17 protein-coding genes, 2 pseudogenes and 1 riboswitch are annotated in these 20,413 nt (G+C 39.1%); of the genes and pseudogenes, 8 read left to right on the top strand and 11 right to left on the bottom strand.

The genetic code is table 11. From position 1 onward, the window contains the following. Positions 1 to 116: 116 nt before the first annotated feature. The 4 genes from adhP to WYK_RS25040 form a co-directional block, all read right to left on the bottom strand. Complete coding sequence (adhP, locus tag WYK_RS20565; protein WP_040376309.1) at positions 117 to 1,142, bottom strand: alcohol dehydrogenase AdhP; 1,026 nt, start codon at positions 1,140 to 1,142, stop codon at positions 117 to 119. 308 nt (positions 1,143 to 1,450) lie between these two features. After that, positions 1,451 to 2,224, bottom strand: a complete 774-nt coding sequence (locus WYK_RS20560) for a hypothetical protein (protein WP_040376308.1) — start codon at positions 2,222 to 2,224, stop codon at positions 1,451 to 1,453. 17 nt (positions 2,225 to 2,241) lie between these two features. Then, positions 2,242 to 2,442: a hypothetical protein gene (locus WYK_RS20555; protein ID WP_040376307.1), complete on the bottom strand. Its 201-nt coding sequence runs from the start codon at positions 2,440 to 2,442 to the stop codon at positions 2,242 to 2,244. A gap of 125 nt (positions 2,443 to 2,567) precedes the next feature. Beyond that, positions 2,568 to 2,720, bottom strand: coding sequence for a hypothetical protein (locus tag WYK_RS25040; protein WP_161629162.1), 153 nt, complete (start codon positions 2,718 to 2,720; stop codon positions 2,568 to 2,570). Between the two features lie 123 nt (positions 2,721 to 2,843). Between WYK_RS25040 and WYK_RS20550 the strand changes: the two genes are divergently transcribed. The 5 genes and pseudogenes from WYK_RS20550 to WYK_RS20535 all read left to right on the top strand — a co-directional run bounded on the left by WYK_RS20550 (position 2,844) and on the right by WYK_RS20535 (position 7,135). Next, complete coding sequence (locus tag WYK_RS20550) at positions 2,844 to 3,221, top strand: SLAP domain-containing protein (protein WP_040376306.1); 378 nt, start codon at positions 2,844 to 2,846, stop codon at positions 3,219 to 3,221. A gap of 143 nt (positions 3,222 to 3,364) precedes the next feature. Further along, positions 3,365 to 3,443: riboswitch (glycine riboswitch) on the top strand. A gap of 106 nt (positions 3,444 to 3,549) precedes the next feature. After that, on the top strand, positions 3,550 to 4,890 hold the full coding sequence (locus tag WYK_RS20545) for an amino acid permease (RefSeq protein WP_040376305.1): 1,341 nt from the start codon (positions 3,550 to 3,552) through the stop codon (positions 4,888 to 4,890). 225 nt (positions 4,891 to 5,115) lie between these two features. After that, positions 5,116 to 5,270: pseudogene (locus WYK_RS25870) on the top strand (IS5/IS1182 family transposase); the annotation flags it as partial. A gap of 225 nt (positions 5,271 to 5,495) precedes the next feature. After that, the gene (locus WYK_RS20540) at positions 5,496 to 5,696 is read left to right on the top strand and encodes a DUF3311 domain-containing protein (RefSeq protein ID WP_040376304.1); all 201 of its coding nucleotides are present in this window, start codon (positions 5,496 to 5,498) and stop codon (positions 5,694 to 5,696) included. Then, positions 5,693 to 7,135, top strand: a complete 1,443-nt coding sequence (locus WYK_RS20535; protein ID WP_040376303.1) for a sodium:solute symporter family protein — start codon at positions 5,693 to 5,695, stop codon at positions 7,133 to 7,135. The genes WYK_RS20540 and WYK_RS20535 overlap by 4 nt, the downstream gene beginning before the upstream one ends. A 50-nt stretch (positions 7,136 to 7,185) precedes the next feature. On the opposite strand, the gene WYK_RS20530 is transcribed toward WYK_RS20535, so the two are convergent. Next, positions 7,186 to 8,559, bottom strand: coding sequence for an amino acid permease (locus WYK_RS20530; protein ID WP_040376302.1), 1,374 nt, complete (start codon positions 8,557 to 8,559; stop codon positions 7,186 to 7,188). A gap of 348 nt (positions 8,560 to 8,907) precedes the next feature. Beyond that, entirely contained in the window at positions 8,908 to 9,888 is a 981-nt protein-coding gene (locus WYK_RS20525; RefSeq protein ID WP_040376301.1) for an NAD-dependent epimerase/dehydratase family protein, read from the bottom strand. 325 nt (positions 9,889 to 10,213) lie between these two features. Here WYK_RS20525 and exaC point away from each other — a divergent pair. Together exaC and WYK_RS20515 are read left to right on the top strand one after the other, a co-directional pair. Beyond that, positions 10,214 to 11,730: pseudogene (gene exaC, locus WYK_RS20520) on the top strand (acetaldehyde dehydrogenase ExaC). A gap of 21 nt (positions 11,731 to 11,751) precedes the next feature. Continuing rightward, complete coding sequence (locus WYK_RS20515; RefSeq protein WP_040376300.1) at positions 11,752 to 12,114, top strand: DUF779 domain-containing protein; 363 nt, start codon at positions 11,752 to 11,754, stop codon at positions 12,112 to 12,114. A gap of 71 nt (positions 12,115 to 12,185) precedes the next feature. Here WYK_RS20515 and WYK_RS20510 read toward each other — a convergent pair whose 3' ends face one another. Both WYK_RS20510 and WYK_RS20505 read right to left on the bottom strand, forming a co-directional pair. After that, the gene (locus WYK_RS20510; protein ID WP_051387799.1) at positions 12,186 to 12,506 is read right to left on the bottom strand and encodes a rhodanese-like domain-containing protein; all 321 of its coding nucleotides are present in this window, start codon (positions 12,504 to 12,506) and stop codon (positions 12,186 to 12,188) included. 124 nt (positions 12,507 to 12,630) lie between these two features. After that, the gene (locus WYK_RS20505) at positions 12,631 to 14,094 is read right to left on the bottom strand and encodes a protein adenylyltransferase SelO (protein WP_040376298.1); all 1,464 of its coding nucleotides are present in this window, start codon (positions 14,092 to 14,094) and stop codon (positions 12,631 to 12,633) included. Between the two features lie 263 nt (positions 14,095 to 14,357). Here WYK_RS20505 and WYK_RS20500 point away from each other — a divergent pair, with 263 nt between their 5' ends. Continuing rightward, positions 14,358 to 15,779: a LysM peptidoglycan-binding domain-containing protein gene (locus WYK_RS20500; protein ID WP_040376297.1), complete on the top strand. Its 1,422-nt coding sequence runs from the start codon at positions 14,358 to 14,360 to the stop codon at positions 15,777 to 15,779. Positions 15,780 to 15,894: 115 nt separating this feature from the next. Here the strand turns inward: WYK_RS20500 and WYK_RS20495 are convergent, their stop codons facing one another. The 3 genes from WYK_RS20495 to WYK_RS20485 all read right to left on the bottom strand — a co-directional run bounded on the left by WYK_RS20495 (position 15,895) and on the right by WYK_RS20485 (position 20,191). Then, a complete protein-coding gene (locus tag WYK_RS20495; protein ID WP_040376296.1) occupies positions 15,895 to 17,544 on the bottom strand; it encodes a catalase in 1,650 nt (549 codons plus the stop codon). A gap of 270 nt (positions 17,545 to 17,814) precedes the next feature. Beyond that, the gene (locus WYK_RS20490) at positions 17,815 to 19,047 is read right to left on the bottom strand and encodes a cytochrome P450 (RefSeq protein ID WP_040376295.1); all 1,233 of its coding nucleotides are present in this window, start codon (positions 19,045 to 19,047) and stop codon (positions 17,815 to 17,817) included. Positions 19,048 to 19,405: 358 nt separating this feature from the next. After that, entirely contained in the window at positions 19,406 to 20,191 is a 786-nt protein-coding gene (locus WYK_RS20485; RefSeq protein ID WP_040376294.1) for an SDR family oxidoreductase, read from the bottom strand. Positions 20,192 to 20,413: the final 222 nt, after the last annotated feature.

The following is a 20,413-nucleotide window of genomic DNA, read 5'->3' as shown; positions in this document are numbered from 1 at the left end:
ATTCGAGCCGTTTATCATTGTTGCTAAAAAGTGTAGATTCTCTAAAAATTTTTATAAAAAAACTCATCACTCCGGCCAGCCGGAAGTGATGAGCGTTTTTTCACGATTTATAGCTTTCATTCATGCTTATGCATATCAATAACCATACGGCCATTGATTTTACCTGCTTCCATTTCTTCAAAAATATCATTTACTTCATGAAGACATCTTGTTTCAACAATTGGAACCACTTTGCCCTCTGCACCGAATTGAAATGCTTCTTCTAAATCTTTACGCGTTCCTACCAAAGATCCGACAATTTGAATTCCATCAAGGACTGTTTTCACAATTTCTAAATCCATCGTTTCTGGAGGAAGACCAACAGCCACTACTTTAGATGCCGCACGAACGCTGTTTACAGCTTGATTGAAGGCTACCTTAGAAACAGCTGTGACAACTGCTGCATGGGCTCCTCCGACTTTATCCTGAATCCACGCTCCAGCATCACCATCTGTAAGTGGATTGCATACCAGATCCGCCCCTACTTCTTTTGAAAGTTCTAACTTATCATCATTTATATCTATAGCAATAACTTTTGCATTGAATACATGTTTAGCATATTGAATGGCGAGATTACCCAAACCGCCACAGCCATATATCGCTATCCATTGACCCGGTTTTATGTCCGCCACCTTAATTGCTTTATAGCAGGTTACACCAGCACACGTAATACTACTAGCTTGAGCAGGATCTAACCCCTCAGGTACCTTTACAGCATAATCCGCTTGTACGATACACTGCTGTGCCATTGCTCCATCAACGCTAAAACCAGCGTTTTTTACGCTTCGACAAAACGTTTCTCTTCCAGTCAAGCAATATTCACATGTTCCGCATCCTTGATAAAACCAAGCAATACTCACACGGTCTCCAACTTTTAAACTCGTTACATCATTAGCAATCTCTTTCACAATTCCAATACCTTCATGACCGGGCACACGTCCAGGAACTTCACCGAAATCTCCCTTAACAACGTGCAAATCAGTATGACAAACTCCGCAATATTCAACATCTACTAAAGCTTGTCCAGGACCAATTGCTGGTATCTCTCTATCTACTATCTCAACTTTCCCAGGATTAATTGAACTAACTACAGCTGCTTTCATCTAAATTGTCCCCCTCAGTAAAGTATATTGTGAATTATTTCACAAACTTATTATATACTTCTAAAATAGGAATAACAATACATATAATTTTATTTTTAGCTATACTACCATTTTAAAACATTGCTTTACAGAAAAGAGATGCTGCTTCCCTCTTTTCAGTGAAAAATGAGTAAAAAGTCTATAAAACGGTAGGCTTTTCCCGTATTAAGGTTGAGAGGAGTGGGTAAGGCAGTACCACCATCATCATTTAAGTTAATATAAAAAAAGGATAGCCTGACCATTTTTGCTGTCAGCTCTATCCTTCTCTATTATTTTAATTTGGTTAACTCATCGATAAATGCGGGTCGATTGATATGAATCTGTTTCAAATGCTCAATTAATACTTTTGCTCGATCAGCTCCGCACACATTATTATACGTTTTGATAATTTTACAGACTTTACGGTACTTCTTCCTATCGGATGCTTTAACCGCTTCTGATTCGATAAATTGTCTGTATAAATCATCAACTTCGTTTGGAAATTCACTTTTAAGATATGGATAGAATTGTTCAATATAATATCGTTCTCTCTTACAATAGGCTAAAAGCTTTTCTGTCAACATCTCTTCTATTAAAATTTTCGCATATATAGAGGGAGGGTATGTCTGTTTTTCAAAGACAGTTACTATGCCCTCTCGTACTAAAGGCCATTCGTCAGGCTCGTACATACTTTTCAGCTTAATGAAGTATTCATAATCGTTACCGTACATCAACTCAAGCGCTAATTCCCGCTGCTTATCCATGTCTCCAAGACCTTCATAGGCTTCGATCTGATACTGCTTCCATTTCGTCACCAGACCAGAGTGTTCCTGATCAATTAGTTGACCTTCCACACATAACTTGAGTACTTCATTGTATTCCTTTTTATTCAGGTAATATACAATAGCTTTTTCTCTAAAAGCACTAAGTTCAGTATGATTAAGAATAAATTCAAATGATGGTATCTCTCCGTCAAATCGATCAATTAGCTGCCATTGCAGGAGCTTGATTCGTGTGGTTTCATATCTAGTATCCCACTTATCTCCCTTTACCGCCTTCAGCATTGTATCCAGGCGTTTTTCTATTTTTTTCTTCTAGCAGGCGTATCACTTACATAAATACCCATTACCAATAGTTCGGCCTGCCAATCGCTCCATCCCTCGTAACGCTTAAGAGCAGCTTCTTTTAGCAGTTTCGTAAATAGATTATTTTTGGTACTGTCATCTAACGCACCGGACACCATAGCCTCCGTCATAATGGCGAAGCATTCATTTATAGCCATGCCCGGATCTCCACCGGAATCGTCGCAATATTGCAGCATGTCAACGACTACTGCTAGAGCAGTAATGCTGAGCAAAACCGCATGTTCAGGATCATTTATTACTTTTCCCCGCGCTTTTTCTAATACTATTTGTTATATGATGCTGTGCCTGTAACATTAATAACATAATGGTTTTTCTTAACTTCCTTCACTGTTGTAATTCGTCCCTTATCGAGGTAGTCCTTGCCTCGTCCAACAATTACCGGATCAACCGTCTGTTCAAAATCAGAAAGCTTCATTAAATCGCCCCCCTCGTCATACCACCTAGCTTACCATATGAAGCTTAGACATTGCATACAGTCTTGGTAGAGTATGTGATATTATAGTAAATAAACGAAGTCACAGAAAAGAGGGTTCAGTATATGCAACAGCTTAAGTTTGAACCATCATGGGACAAAGCTCTGTCTTCTAAGGATCGAAGCATGTTCCAAGAAGTATTTGCAAAAACGTGTGTATCGGATACTAATCGTACGCAGCTAGTACCTGTTTGGCATGCATCAAATTACAAAGGCGAATTATTAATTACTGTTCTGATTCATAATTTCACTAACCAGACACTTACCTTCCATAACACTACACTCCGTTATATTGAAGAAGATAACGTGGCAGCTGAGCATATATTCACCCATCCTTCATTGATCATTGAACCAGAAATAAGTATGCCTTGGACGTTTATTTTTCCTGTTGAATGTTTGAATAATCCCGTACACCGAAATGGCATGTTAGAGATAATAACCTAAATCGTATTTGACCTGAACCAAAATCAATGATACTATTTATTAATATTTTATCGATATAATTGATTGCTCAGAGAGAAAAATCTCTGCTAATCATTTACAACTTCATACTATAAGCGTTGAATGTTATGGATCACACTATAACAGGAGCAGCTTCTGGAGAGACTGTACAAAGTACAGCGCCGAAGGATTCATAATCTCAGGCAAAAGGACAGAAGAGTAACGAATATTTGTTATTCTGAAACCTTTGAGATTGGTAGATTCCAGTCTCTTTTTTTATTGTTTTTTTTGAGTTTACAACTAAGAATTTTTTACAACGGAGGCGTACAGATTGGCTAAAGAAGAATTAAAAAGAGATTTAAAAAACCGGCATGTACAACTCATTGCAATAGGCGGTACCATTGGTACTGGCCTGTTCTTAGGATCTGGAAGGGCCATACAATTAGCAGGTCCCTCCATTATCTTTTCCTACTTGATTATTGGGATTTCCTTATTTTTCGTAATGCGGGCATTAGGAGAATTGCTTTTGTCCAATGCAGGGTACACGTCCTTTACCGAATTCGCATCTGAATATATTGGGCCATGGGCGGGATTCGTAACAGGGTGGACATATTGGTTTTGTTGGATTATGACCGCAATGGCTGATATCATCGCTGTTGGTGTCTATATGCAATACTGGTTCGATATTCCTCAGTGGATACCAGCTCTTGCATGCTTGGTTATCTTATTATGCTTGAACCTGTTGACAGTTAAGTTATTTGGAGAATTGGAATTCTGGTTCTCACTTATTAAAGTTGTCACAATTATTGCCTTGATTGTTATAGGCGTTGTCCTTTTAGTAATTGGGTTCAAAACAAATACAGGAACCGTTTCTGTTACCAATCTTTGGAGTCATGGTGGTATGTTCCCTAACGGTGTTTCTGGGTTCCTGCTTTCCTTGCAGTTAGTCGTTTTTTCCTTTGTGGGTGTTGAGTTAGTTGGAGTAACGGCGGCTGAAACAGCTAACCCCAAAAAGAATATTCCTTCGGCCATCAATAAAATTCCTGTTCGGATCTTATTGTTCTATATCGGTGCAATATTCGTCATTCTCTGTGTAAATCCATGGACACAACTTAATGCGGCGAGCAGTCCGTTCGTTGAGGTGTTTGCTCTAATTGGTATCCCTGTTGCTGCAGGTATTATTAATTTTGTTGTTTTAACCTCAGCGGCTTCTGCTGGCAACAGTGGATTATTCTCTACCAGCCGGATGCTCTTTACGCTGAGTAACAATAATGAGGCGCCTGCTAAATTTGCTAAATTAAATAAACATGCGGTTCCAAGTAATGCCTTGATTACCTCAACGGTTGTTGTCTCCATTGGCGCTTTGCTCAGTAAAGTAATTCCGGAACAAGCTTTTACAGTGGTGACGACCATCTCTGCCATTTGTTTCATTTGGGTATGGAGTATCATTTTAATTTCTCATATTAGATATACGAAAACACGACCAGACCTAAGAGCTGTCTCAACCTTCAAAGCTCCCTTTACGCCCTTTATCAATTACATTGTTTTAGGATTATTCTTGTTTATTCTAATTGTGATGTTGTTTGCAGAAGCTACACGTTTATCCCTATTGATGACCCCATTCTGGTTTATTCTATTAGTGATTCTATATAATTATCAGAAAAACAAGTGATAATACGGGTACCCTCAGACTGTAGACAAGCTCGATTTCCACCCGAGTTTGTCTACAGTCTTCTATTTTTAGTTATTAAATTGGGGCTGTTGATTTCCGTTCCAGGCGCTGCGCTTTCCGCAGGAGTCTTCACCGCCTTCCACTCCAATCAACGGTCTTTCTAAATTAATCTGCAAGTAAAATCCGACCCACGAATGGAAACACGTGCTATTTGAGAAACAGATTCAAGAGGAGATTAATCAAGATCGGGAAAATTACGAAAAAAATCCTTTCCGACAGATTCGTTTGAAAAGGAAGATCAAAGATCATTAAGAAGAGCACAAGTCATCCTGAAAGTGGATACTATGTTAAAGATGAACCGAACAAAACAGTACTTCTATTTAGAGGCTGAGCTGCCATGATAAACAAATATTCTTTGAAATGTGTTTGAAATGCAAAAGAGGTTCGGAATCAAACCATCCCGCACCCCTTTTGTCTACAACTGCGGGTGCCCTATTTTTTTGAAATATAAATTTTTCCTATACAAATCCCGAAAGCTACTATATATTATCGGTACATTACTTTACTAGAAACTGTGTATATTTAAGACAAAGGGGTTTTTAAAAATGAAGGTTTTATATGTTCTTACTTTAGTTCCTTTTATCGGAATATTGGGGTTTCTTCCTTTTATTAATCGTATTGAACCCTATGTATTAGGAATGCCTTTTTATATGTTCTGGATGGCAATGTGGGTCGTCCTTACATCAGCCGTCTTAGCTGTCATGTACAAGCTTGATCCAAGGAATAGAGAAGGTGAAGAAGAATGAATATCGCTCTGATCATCATTCTAGGATTTTTAATTTTATCCATTTTTCTAGGAATTCGTTCTACAAAAGGCAAAGATATGAATTTGGAACAATGGACAGTCGGGGGTCGGGGATTTGGTACAATCTTCGTCTTTTTATTGATGGCTGGAGAGATTTACACCACCTTTTCATTTCTTGGAGGCAGCGGCTGGGCTTACAGTAAAGGTGCACCTGCTTTATACGTCCTAATATATATTACATTATCTTATGTGCTATCTTATTGGTTACTCCCAGAGATTTGGAAATATGCAAAAGAAAATCGATTAATGTCACAATCAGATTTCTTTGTAAGTAAGTATAAAAGTTCATCCTTAGGAATATTAGCCGCACTTGTCGGTGTTGTATCTATGATTCCTGTCATTGTCGTGCAGCTAAAAGGTTTAGGAATTATTGTTTCAGAGGCTTCTTATGGTGCTATTTCAATGAGTACTGCTGTTTGGCTTGGAGCAATCAGCTTGACTATTTACGTAATGATATCTGGAATTCACGGCTCCGCATGGATAGCTGTCATAAAAGATATCATGATGATTGTCATTATTGCCTTTTTGGGCATTTATCTTCCAATTCATTATTTTGGCGGTCTTCAACCTATGTTCGAAGCTATTGATTCAGCTAAACCCGGTTTTTTAAAGCTTCCCGATCAAGGGCTTAGTGTTTCGTGGTTCATCTCTACTGTCATCTTACTGGTATTTGGCTTTTACATGTGGCCGCAAGTTTTCAGCGCGGTTTATACCGCACGGAGCGGAAAAACATTTCGTAAAAATGCTATCATTAGTCCTTTATATACACTCATGCTGTTATTTGTCTTTTTCGTAGGATTTGCAGCCATTCTAAAGGTACCTGGATTACAAGGGGCCGATGCAGACCTTTCCTTATTACGTCTAACCATACAAACCTTTGATCCATGGTTTATAGGAATAATTGGTGCCGCTGGAATGCTGACCGCTTTAGTACCAGGCTCTATGCTGTTAATGAGTGTTTCTACCCTGCTCGCGAAAAATGTATATAAGGAGCTGCTTCCTGGAGTCTCAGATAAGAACGTGATGCGGTTAGCTAAATGCCTCGTACCAGTTGTTGCTCTGGTATCTGTATACTTTACCTTAAACGGCGGCGAAACCATGTCTGCATTAATTCTTATGGGATATAGCTTTATCACACAACTTTTCCCATCTCTTCTTTTTAGTTTAAAACAAAAAAACATCGTTACTAAATATGGTGCTATTACCGGCATCATCTCTGGATTATCGATTGTAACCTATATAACGATCAGTCAATCCACAATCGCCACGCTGCTTCCATTTTTACCTCAGGCAGCAAAAGACTTGAATGTTGGGATTATTGCCTTGTTAGTTAATTTCATTGTGATGATTACTGTAAGTCTTATGGTTAAGAAGAAATAGATTAAAAAAGAGGCTGTCCTAAATAGGACAACCTCTTTTTTTTATCTAAATTATCCCTCATCAGAGTCCAGCGGTACCCTTTTTCCCATTTTCAAGAAGTAAAAGCTTGCTGTTACCAGAACTAAGAATATAATTCCGACAATAAGCGAAATACGTGTACTAGGATTAAACCACATGCCAACCAAAACCAATAGTAGGAAAACAATCGTTGCATAGTTTGTATAGGGTGCAAATGGCATTTTGAAAGGATGATCTTTCATGTCTGCTACTCGTTCTTTCCTAAATCTCAGCGAGCTGATCAAAATCGCAAACCATGGAATCATTCCAGGTAAGACGCTGGCACTGTATACATATACAAATATTTTTGGCGGTGCAAGATAGTTTAAGACCACACCAAGAGCTAATCCTATAAGGACAGCAATTGTACAATAAGCTGGTACGCCATTTTTAGAAACTTTGGCAAATATTTTTGGAGCTTGTCCGTTACGTGCCAATGTATATAACATCCGTCCAGAACTGAAAATCCCACTGTTACATCCAGACATCGCTGCAGTAATCACAACAAAGTTAATAATACCAGCTGCTGCTGTGATGCCGACTTTAGCAAACGTCGAGACAAATGGGCTGCCTACTTGATCCAGCTGATCCCAAGGAAAGACGGTAACGATGACAAAAATAGCGCCAATATAAAAGATTAGTATCCGCCAAATGATAGTTTTTATCGCTTTTGTAATAGTCTTCTGAGGATCTTTCGCTTCTCCAGCAGTGATACCGATCAGTTCAACGCCTTGATAAGCTGCTACAACAAGAGAAAGGGCAAAGAAGAAACCTTTCCATCCTCCTGTAAAGAAACCACCATTTGTCCAAAGATTAGATAAGCCGATTGCATGCCCGCCATTTCCTAAACCGAAGAAAATGAGTCCGAGACCGGCAACAATCATCAAAATAATCGTGATAATTTTAATAAGGGCAAACCAAAACTCAAATTCGCCAAAAGATTTTACAGAAATTAGATTTGCAGCCCCTAGTATGACCATAGCAATGACACCTGGAATCCATGCAGGTAAGTCTGGGAACCAATACTGCATATACAAACCAACCGCAATAATTTCTGACATGCCGACAATTACCCATTGGAACCAATTACTCCAGGCAGTCAGATACCCTGCTAATGGATGAATATAGTTACTCGCAAACGAAGCATATGAACCAGTAGTAGGTTCTAAATACAACATTTCTCCCATCGAACGCATAATGAAAAAGATAAAAATCCCTGCAATTGCATAAGCTAGCATAACAGATGGCCCTGTCCATGCAATCGTACTGGCTGAGCCCATAAATAACCCAACACCGATTGTTCCACCCAATGCTATCATTTGAATATGACGCGCCTCTAGGCCTCTCTTTAGTTCCTTATTTGACATGATGAACTCCTCCAGATGAATGGTAACTAGCAGCGAAGAAACGCTATACTAATAGATTTTCTTTTTTCGTATAAACCCCATATACCCTTATAATTAGGAATTTGTCCCTTAATCGTGGTTCTTTTTTATTTTCTTATCTTATAATAATAAATATTCTAAAAAAACACAAATGTATTTTTAGGAAAAACACCAATTAAAAAATACAGCTATCTACACTCTCTATCATCTGACACATTAATTTAATAGTAAGGAATGCGGTAAGAGGCACGAAAAAAGGGAAAAGGTTATGATACGGATTCATCACCTTTTCCCTCTTTTATTGAAATGCTGCCTGTCCCAACTGCTTTTTTACTTCCCTGCCGCCTCTATACAAAGTTCGATGGTTTCTTTTATAGCCGCCCTAACATCATCTTTTTTATATTTTAAGATAGGCATCGTATCATTTGGATCGATGAAGGCATCGCGATTTTGGATTTCTGCTGTCATAGCTAAATGAATTCCATGTTCTTTCCCAGCAGCAGCAACCTCTTTATCATGTTCAGCTAAAGCTTTCTTCATTTGTTCTAATGGAGCAACTTGAATAATCGTGTCTTTTTGACCAAGTAAATCCGCAATGATTTGGAAGAATTCTTGGTGTTTCATATTCGTATCTGCAATAGCATATTTCTCTCCATGCTTCCCAAACTCTAAAGCACCAATGGTTGCTTCTGCCACTTGCTGAACTGTGACCATTGCCGTACCGCCTGCTAATACCGGGACAAATTCTTTTCCCTGGATTTGCGGCAGAAACATCGTCCATAACGGGAGCCTTCCAGGCATCGTACCAAATATATATGGCAGTCGAATGGACATGACATCCATTTCTCCATTTCCTTCTAATATAGCCACTTCTTCTTGTAAAAGTCTTGTTCGAGGATAAGCTTGATCTTTAAGCTCGAGTTCCGTCCACTTTTCAGCGAAATGTGCAAAGTAAGAACCATAGATTACAAATCTTTTTACACCAGCTTCTCTAGCTAGGCGGGCCATTCTTTGCGTAGGCAGAACATTAGCTTGATAGAAAAAGGTAACAGCTGGTTCATTTGGAACGGAACGCTCATCCTCACCAGCGGCATAGATAAACATATCTTTACCTTCCAAAAGCTTTAATACTTCATCATCAGACATCTCATGTATATTCCCTAACTGACAATCTACACCTGTTGGTAATAAATCTGGATGAGGCATTGGAGGTAAAGAAACCGTAGAAACTTTATATTCCCTTTTTACTAGTTCTCTTATTGTATGATAACCAAGGAGACCGGTTCCGCCTAGAATAAATACATTTTTCATGCTAAATTCCTCCGTTCTATTTTGTAAAATATTATATAATATACATTTTAATGGTAAAGTAATTTTCTCTATTTGTATATGTATTCCATTAAAATAAACGGAATCTTGTGTACGGTATGTTACAAATTTAGAATTCCATTTACTTATTCGATACCATAATATAGAACACATAACTAATTATACTAGCATAATAGTTCTTGAATTTTTCCATGGTAGAGGGCATTATAGAGATAGAGACAAACCTAATTAATAGATTGTTATTAGTTTATGAGAACGCATACATTTAAGTTTGTTTCTAAAAAGAATATTGGGGGATACGACAACTATGATTTACGCTAATCCGAACACAGAGGGATCGGTTATACAATTTAAAGAGAAGTATGACAACTTTATTGGTGGGAAATGGGTTGCACCAGTAAATGGTCAATACTTTGAAAATAAATCTCCAGTTACTGGAGAAGTTTTCACTAAAGCTGCTCGTTCTTCAGCAGAAGATATTGAATTAGCATTAGATGCAGCACATGCAGCAAAAGAAGCTTGGGGAAAAACTACTACTGCTGAACGTGCTCGTTTGTTAAATAAAATCGCTGATCGTTTAGAAGAAAACTTAGAAAAAATCGCTGTAGCTGAAACATGGGACAATGGGAAAGCAATACGCGAAACGTTGAATGCTGATATTCCATTAGCAATCGATCACTTCCGATATTTTGCAAGTGCTATTCGTTCTCAAGAAGGCCGTACAACTCAAGTAGATAATGATACAGTAGCATACCACTTCCAAGAACCATTGGGTGTTGTTGGACAAATTATTCCTTGGAACTTCCCAATTCTAATGGCAGTTTGGAAAATCGCTCCAGCATTAGCAGCAGGTAACTGTATCGTTATGAAACCAGCTGAACAAACGCCTGCCTCTATTATGGTATTAATAGAAGTTATTGAAGATATCCTTCCTGCAGGTGTTCTTAATATTGTAAATGGTTTCGGTGTTGAAGTTGGTAAACCACTTGCAACGAATCCACGTATTGCTAAAATTGCATTCACTGGTTCAACTGCAGTTGGACGTCAAATCATGCAATATGCAACAGAAAATATCATTCCTGTAACACTTGAACTTGGTGGTAAATCACCTAACGTGTTCTTTGAAGATGTTATGGATAAAGACGATGCTTATTTAGATAAAGCAATCGAAGGTATGGTTATGTTCGCATTGAACTCTGGCGAAATCTGTACATGCCCTTCTCGTGCATTAATCCAAGAATCCATCTACGATAAATTCATGGAACGCGCACTAGAGCGTGTTAAAGCGATTAAAGTTGGTAACCCGCTTGATACTGAAGTAATGATGGGCGCTCAAGCTTCTAGCCAACAAAAAGAAAAATCCTTTCTTACATCCAACTTGGTCAAGAAGAAGGCGCTGAATTACTAATCGGCGGAGCAGAAAACAAAATTGATGGCCTTGAAAATGGTAACTACATCAAACCAACTGTATTCAAAGGAAACAATAAAATGCGCATCTTCCAAGAAGAAATCTTTGGACCGGTACTTGCTGTTACTACATTCAAAGACTTCGATGAAGCGATGGAAATTGCAAACGATACTCTTTACGGCTTAGGAGCTGGCGTATGGTCACGCAGCGGAGATATCGCTTACCGTGCAGGACGTGGTATCGAAGCTGGCCGCGTTTGGACTAACACTTATCACCAATACCCTGCAGGCGCAGCGTTCGGTGGTTACAAATTGTCAGGTATCGGCCGTGAGAACCACGCTATGATGCTGGATCACTATCAACAAACAAAATGTCTATTAGTAAGCTACGCTAAAGACGCTCAAGGATTCTTCTAAATCGAAAGGAGACGATTAAACATGATAGAACGTGTTATTGCAACAGACGACGCACTTAGATTAATTGATACTATTAAAAAAGTACATGGCTCTATCATGTTTTATCAATCCGGCGGCTGTTGTGACGGGTCTTCTCCAATGTGCTATAAAGAAGGAGACTTTAAACTAGGAGATTCAGATATCTATCTAGGAACAATTGGTGCAATCCCCTTCTACATGCATAAAAGCCAATACGATTATTGGAAGCACACGCAGCTAATCATCGATGCACTAGAAGGACGAGGCCCGGATTTCTCACTTGATAGTGTTGAAGACCAGCATTTCATCACGCGGTCGCGGGTTTTTACAGATGAAGAATACGATGAAGTGAAGCAAGTTTTATAACAAAAAAAAGCTGTCCTCAAAGTCCAATTGACTATGAGGGTAGCTCTTTTTGTTGAATAAAGAAGATAGCTTTAACAACCACATTCATTTTCAGCTTTAAGCAAGGTAGTCTGAAAGTTCATCGTCTTCCAGGCAGCAATTCCACCACTTAACTCCTTAACTGAAAATCCATTTTCTAAAAGAACCAGGGCCGCTTTGGATGCTGTATTACACCAAACATCCCAACAATAAATGATTAACTCTTTATCTCTTGGTAATTCAGATAACCGATTCACTAATTCTGCTTCTGGAATCATTAATGCATCAGTTATCTTTTCTTCCGGCATACCATTTCTAACGTCAATTAACATATAATGATCAGGATTCTCTTTTTTAGCTTTTAGATAATCCATCGGACTGAAAGTTGCTTCGACTAAAGTAAATATAGTAATAATTTAGTTAATAGTATCTCCTCTTGATTACACATTAAAAAATGCTGCCACAATCATGTGGCAGCATACTTTTTCTCTAATTCATTTAGGTACCGCAGTAAGTCTGGTAGGGACCGCACTCTTCAGGCACTGTAGCATATTCAGCCTGATTCTCGGTATGTGCATACGGATGTAAGAGTACTTCTAGAAGTCGTTCCATTACGCTGTAGTCGCCTTGTTCAACTGCGGCTTTCAGTGCTTCTTCCACCCGATGATTCCTTGGAATTACCGCTGGATTACTGTCACGCATCAGTTTCACGATTGAGTCTTTCGATTCCTTCTGTTTGTCTCGTCTTTTCTCCCAAAGATTATGCCATTGTTCGAATTCTGAAGAACCAAACATGACCGAATTCTCTTTAGTTCCGAAAGTTAAGGCTCGGAATGTATTCGTGTAATCTGCATGATGCTTCTTCATTAGTTCGAGAAGTTCTTCTATTAGAATTTCATCCTCTGCCCCTTTGTTAAAGAGTCCCAATTTCGCTCTCATACCCTTGAGCCAATGAGAATTATAGATTTTATGGAATTCCGAAATTTCAGCTTGCGCCAGTTCAACCGCCTTTTTTGGATCATCATCTAGCAATGGCAATAGACTTTCCGCCAATCGTGCCAAATTCCACGCAGCAATATATGGCTGATTGCCATAGGCATAACGGCCATGAACATCTATGGAACTGAATACAGTTTCCAAGTTATAAGTATCCATGAAAGCACAAGGACCGTAATCAATGCTTTCTCCACTGATGGTCATGTTATCCGTATTCATCACACCATGTATAAAGCCAACCAATTGCCATTTTGAAATAAGTTCAGCCTGTCGGCTAATTACTTGCTTGAGCAATGAAAGGGATCGATTCTCATCATCCTCAATATATGGAAAATGACGCCTTATTGTATAATCAACCAGTGCTTGTAGTTCCTCGACTGTCCCCCACTTTGCTATATATTGAAAGGTTCCAACACGAAGATGGCTGGCAGCCACACGAGTTAATACCGCACCAGGCAAGACATTTTCACGATATACCGGCTCGCCAGTTTTCACCACGGCAAGGCTGCGGGAAGTGGGAATACCAAGGCCATGCATAGCTTCACTGATGATATACTCACGTAACATCGGACCCAAAGCTGCCCGACCATCACCTCCACGAGAGTATGGCGTTCTGCCTGGGCCTTTTAATTGAACATCCACCCTCTTACCTTCTGGGGTAATTTGCTCTCCTAATAGGACGGCCCGCCCATCTCCTAACATGGTAAAGTTACCGAATTGATGACCCGCGTAGGCTTGAGAAAGAGGCATAGCATCTTCTGGAATCTCGTTTCCAGCAAGCATCGCCACGCCGGTTTCGCTTTCTAAAAACTCAGCGTTCAAACCTAAGGATGCCGCTAACTGTTCATTGAGAACAATCAATTCCGGTGCACTTACCGGAGTTGGGGTTGTACGAGTGAAAAAATGTGCCGGCAGACCCGCATAGCTATTTTCTAAGTTCCATCCTGTTTTCATAATCTTTGTCATAGGATCCCCCTTTTCTTTATGGTTTTTGTAATTGTTTTCCCTCTTATATGCATTAAAAACATATGTATGTATGTAACTGCAAGTACGTTTATAATGTCTGCTTATCCCTATATATTATACCGTTTTCAAAGAAGATTGCCTCTTTTTAAACACGGGGCATTAGGCTAGTTAATGAATCAAATCCAATAGTCCTTTAGGTAAAGACACATTTAATTAACTATTACATAGGATGGCATTATTGAAATTACTTAGGGGGAGTTGTAATGATTATCTATGTAGTAAAAGGCGGAGATACGCTTTGGAAGATTGCGAACCGTTATGATGTACCAATGGAAACAATTTCTCAATTAAATGCATTAACCGCCCCAAGCCAATTAACAATTGGTCAGTCAATCATTATTCCTCACCCAGGGACATCTCATATCGTCGAATCCGGGGAAACACTGGGAACGATTGCGAAGCAATACGGAATTTCAACAGAGACTCTTATGGAGGCCAATCAACTTACCGACCCAAATGTACTATATCAAGGCAGTGTTCTCTACATTCCGCCCGTTAAACATGTTGTACAGCCTGGAGAAACTTTATGGGATATTTCTATATGGTATGGCACGACCGTCCAAGCCATTATGAGTGCCAATCAACTTGAAAGTCCAACCAATATTTATTCGGGAATGAGCCTGATTATTCCTAGATCAAAACGAACAATTGAAGTAAATGCTTACACCTATCAACCAAGTGAAACGGCAGTCCAATCACTAAAAGACATCGGTCAGCTGCTTACCTATTTCAGTCCTTTTGCTTATAAAATCAAGGAAGACGGCTCTTTAGAAGGACTAAATGATGAAGAAATGATTGATACAGCCCTGTCAAAAAATATTACTCCAATGATGTCCATTACAAATTTCACTTCAACAGAAGCTGGATCTAATTTAGCACATGTGATACTTTCAAGTTCTTCATTACGAGAAAAAGTTATCAAGAATGTCCTCGAAGTGATGGATGATAAAGGCTATACAGCATTAAATATCGACTTCGAAAATGTATTACCTGAAGACCGTGAGAATTACAACAAACTTCTCCAATCGGCTGTTGACCTCCTTCATACTAGAGGTTATATAGTTTCCACTGCTCTTGCGCCAAAAACAAGCACAGAGCAATCTGGTGTTTTATATGAAGCACATGATTATGAAGCACACGGGCGGATTACTGATTTTGTCGTGCTCATGACTTATGAATGGGGATATCGAATGGGACCGCCGCAGGCCATCTCTCCTCTGGACCAAATGAGGAAAGTAGTAGAGTACGCCCTGTCCGTGATACCTGCTGAAAAAATATTTTTGGGCTTTCAAATTTATGCTAGGGATTGGCTTCTTCCACACGTGCACGGCCAAGAAGCTGAGACATTCAGCCCCCAAGAAGCGATGAGAAGAGCTATAAAATATGGAGCATCCATTCAATATGACCCAACAGCTCAATCCCCTTTTTACCGATATACTGATGAAAAAGGTAAAGCACATGAAGTATGGTTTGAAGATGCAAGGAGCGCCCAAGCTAAATTTGAACTGGCTAAGGATTACAAGCTCCGTGGAATTAGTTACTGGGCACTCGGTTTTCCATATCCCCAAAACTGGGCATTATTAAATGATAATTTTACGATAAAAAAATTATCGAAATATAGTTGAACCACTATAGATTTCTCGGGGATTCATTCTTGAAAGTCACATTAAGATTGGTCAAAATAAAAAAGCTGTCCGTCAATCAGTTTTCACTGACTGTCGGACAGCACTTGCTGTTTTATTAGTAAGGATCTGCTTCGTGGCTTTTCTTCACCGCATCTTTTGTGGCTTTATTCGCTGCTAAAGATCCTTGGCCATATCTTGATTTACCTGATTCACGACCAGGAATTTTTTCTTCGGTCTTCATAGATTGTATTTCTTTCATTTTCATTTCGATACCTTCCTTCACACGACGGCCATAATCTACATCCGCTTGTGTAAAGTGCTCAACCATGGCATCTTGAATTCGTTTATCGCATATTGCTAGTGCGTTGGATAGGTTCTTAATTAATTCATCACGTTCCCAGTCCTCAAAACTGCGATAAGTTTCACCTGCTTGACCATAATTATTAGGACGGTCTATCGGTGCACTCATAGCAGCCGCATTAAAGGTTGGACGATGCTGAGGGCGCTCTTCTTTGTTTGCTTCCTTAAACCCGCCAATCATCGATGGTTCATAATTAATTGATGGATTATCCCCATTCTCTTTCGGATCACGAATGTCCATTTGTCCACGATGCTGATTCGTACGCACAGGGGCTTTTGGTGCATTTACAGGCAATTTCAGATAGTTTGAACCTACGCGATAGCGTTGCGTATCAGAATATGAGAAAGTACGTCCTTGTAACATTTTATCATCGGAGAAGTCCATTCCGTCTACAAGAACGCCAGTACCAAATGCCGCCTGCTCGATTTCCGCATGGTAGTCAACCGGATTACGGTCAAGAACCATACGTCCAACCGGCAGCCATGGGAACTTATCTTCTGGCCAAAGTTTCGTATCATCCAGCGGATCGAAATCGAGTTCCTCATGGTAATCGTCCTCCATGATTTGCACATAGAGTTCCCACTCTGGATATTCTCCACTCTCGATTGCCTCATATAAATCTTGTGTTGCATGTGCAACGGTTTTTCCTTGAATAGAATCAGCTTCTTCTTGTGTTAAGTTGCGGATACCTTGTTTAGGTTCCCAATGGTACTTGACTAGGACAGCTTCCCCTTTGTCATTTACCCACTTATACGTATTGACACCTGATCCCTGCATATGGCGATATGTAGCTGGAATGCCCCATGGAGAGAATAAGAATGTAATCATATGAGTAGCTTCAGGTGAACGGGAAACGAAATCGAACATCTGCTCAGGATTTGGCACGTTAGATGCCGGATCTACTTTAAATGCATGAATCATATCCGGAAACTTCATCGCATCACGGATAAAGAAAATTTTCAGGTTGTTCCCAACCAGATCCCAGTTCCCATCTTCCGTATACATTTTCACTGCAAAGCCGCGTGGATCTCGTGCAGTTTCGGGCGAATCCTTCGATCCTGCCACTGTAGAGAAACGAACCATGAGCGGTGTTTTCTTCCCAGCGCCTGAGAATACTTTCGCGCGCGTATATTTCTCTGCTGGCTCATCGCCAACTTTTCCGTATGTCTCAAAATATCCAAATGCACCAGCACCACGTGCATGAACGACACGTTCCGGCACCTCTTCGCGATCAAAGTGAGAAATTTTTTCAATGAAATGATAGTTTTCAAGTGTTGCTGGACCACGATTACCTATTGTCCGGATATTTTGGTTATCCGTCACAGGATGGCCCTGACGCGTTGTCAATGACTCGCGTTTCGCATCTTGACCGTTCGAAAAATTTTTATCTTTGTTCTCTGCCAAAATGAAAACCTCCTAAAAATAGATCTTCTATTATTTACCCCAAATGAAGAAAGTTAATGTAGTTCTAAGGTCCTATTTAGAATAATTATCTGCAAAAGTAAACAAAAACTGTAAAAATACTTTTCGAAACGGTTTCTCATTATGATTCATTCCAAAAGAAAGGATTAAGCAACCTCTTATACTCCCGCATTTCCTACCATAAAATTAAAAGATGGGACACCAGTAGTTATCTGATGTCCCCTCTTTCATTGCTCTATCTAAATTAATCCTTTATTTAAAAACCTTAATCGGTAAATTAGTCAAGGATTGTCCTGTAGCGGAGTCCGTTAGGTTTTTTTCTAACTCATATCCTTCCACTGATTCGATACGAGAAAATTTCTTTATGAACGTTTCTAATCCAAGCTTCATTTCTAATCGTGCAAGAGGTGCGCCTAAACAGAAATGCGGACCGCTTCCGAAGGCCAAATGTTTTTTATTGTTTGAGCGGTGAATATCAACTTCGAAAGAATTCTCAAATATATCTCCGTCCATATTGCAGGCACTCATCCATGCGATAACGGTATCACCCTTTTTCAACGGAATGCCTAATAAATCATTATCTTGTTTCACCGTACGCTCTCTTCTAGAGCTTTGGAAACGATAACGAAGCATTTCCTCAACTGTATTTGGAACCAATTCTATATTATTTCTTAATTCTCCATAAACTGACGTATCATCGTATAGCATGGAATAAAAGGTATTGGCGATTGCATGACTAGTTGTTTCAACGCCTGCTCCTAATAATAACATGGTCGCCTGTACAATCTCTTCATCTGTAAATCTCTCTCCATCAACTTCTGCTCGGATTAAGTCACAGATAATATCATCAGAAAGATTCGAACGTTTATGAATAACGATTGGATAAAGATATTCGAAATATTCCTTTTGAGCTTGTTGTTTTAGTTGCATAATATCTTCTATCCGTGTTTTATCATATGGTTGGAAAAGAATATCTACCCATGCTTTGAACTGTTGCTGATCTTTGATCGGAACCCCAAATAGATCTGCAATAACCATCCCAGGTAAAGGAGCAGCAAAAGCTTCTACAATATTAACCGTAGTATCTGCTTGTATGTCTTCTACAAGGTCCGTTATAATCTGTTGAATACGCGGTTCCCAGTTCTTTAAACTTCGGGGAGTAAAAGCGGCAGATAACAAAGAGCGGCTCTTCCGATGGTCAGGAGGATCAGCCATTACAATATTGGATAAAGACGTGGGTTTTTCAGGTTTCTTGTTAGCTCCAACAAAAAGAGCGGTCCTAGGTCCATTACTTGAAAAGAATTCATAATTACTTAATACCTGTTTAACATCTTTATATTTAAAGACATTCCAAGTATTTGTCCCCTCATGAAAATAAACTGGATGATTATGCAGCATCTCTTTATACCAATCGATAGGGAAAAACTCTTCAGCACGTGATTTGAAATTTGGAATTTCATTAATTGGAATGATTTCTTTATTCAAAGTTACTCCTCCTCCTTAGAATGGATAGACACAACTCCTTTAACTGGCAGTCTAGATATGTACAGCCGAAAATATATACACAACTCATAATGTCTTCTCGGTATTTTTTCCTAAAAAGGTAACATATGTGTGTCTACTGTCCATTCAGATTTTACTCTAAATAGAGTAATATGGAAAAAGCAATAAGTAATAGTTCATGGAGCCTATAAATAAACAACATATGGAATATTATAGGTAATATTACTTCACAAGACTAAACAGCATCCGTTTACAAAAAAAGAACTCATTTTGATTAACCTTAATCAAAATGAGTTCTTTGGTCAGAGCCTCCCCTGAAAAAATGAAATTTATATAAACATTAGACCTCCATATCCCAACGCTCTTGTTCTGTTTTCTTCATTTGTTTTTCTGTTTTCTCTGGATAAGCTGTACGGAACTTATGGTGATCTGCAGGGATGATTTCGATCATTTTCTCAATCATGTCTTCCGGATCAAGTTGATTCTTAAGTCCTGCATCTTGTTTTTCCATATCTTCTTTACGTGTAAAGTTACTTGCCTCATCAAACCACTTCCATTTTTCTTCTGCTGCTCTGTCATTAAAGCCGGTATTATAAGCACCCGGATTTATAGTAGCAACTTGCACCCCAAATGTCTCTAACTCATCCTTCAGTGTTAAAGCTATTCCCTCGATAGCATGCTTGGTTGCCGCATAGGGACCTCCGAATGGAGTAGTGATAATCCCAGCCATCGAACTCAAGAATACTATTTTACCATTACCTATTTTAACTAGTTTTCTCGCAGCATGTTGAACAGATTCAAGTGTAGCGAAAACATTCACTTCAAAAATTGCCCTGAATCGTTCCATCGGTACTTCTCCTAGCGCCCCGCCTTCATTAATCGCGGCGTTAGACACAAATACATCAAAATCATATTCGTCAATCAGATTACGGTCCCGTTCTTGCGTTATGTCCAATTTGAAAACTTCCATATTTAAACCCAGTTCCTTCGCTTCCCGCATAAGGTCTGTTTTTTGAGAAGTGATTTCAGTGGTAGCAATTACATGATGTCCACGCTTTGCTAGTCCTAATGCAGTGCCTCGTCCAAGGCCGCTGCCTGCTCCAGTAATGAAAATTGTTTTTTCCATATAAAATTCCTCCTATTAACGTTCTTTACTATTTTTCTTCCCCACAATGGATAACCTAAACTTTCCCCACTCTTTTCTATAGATATGCATAAATATATTTGGAATAAATTAGTTGATGTATTTATAGGACAAAGGATGTATTATTATTTTTGGATAATTAGTGCATTTAGACCAATAAATATCTTTAAAGGAGATGTTTTGTTTAAAATAAGGATATAGAAA

Source organism: Peribacillus psychrosaccharolyticus ATCC 23296, assembly GCF_000305495.1.
Lineage (GTDB): Bacteria > Bacillota > Bacilli > Bacillales > DSM-1321 > Peribacillus > Peribacillus psychrosaccharolyticus.
The sequence above is the reverse complement of the archived record's forward strand: the minus strand, read 5'-3'. Positions and strand labels throughout refer to the sequence as shown.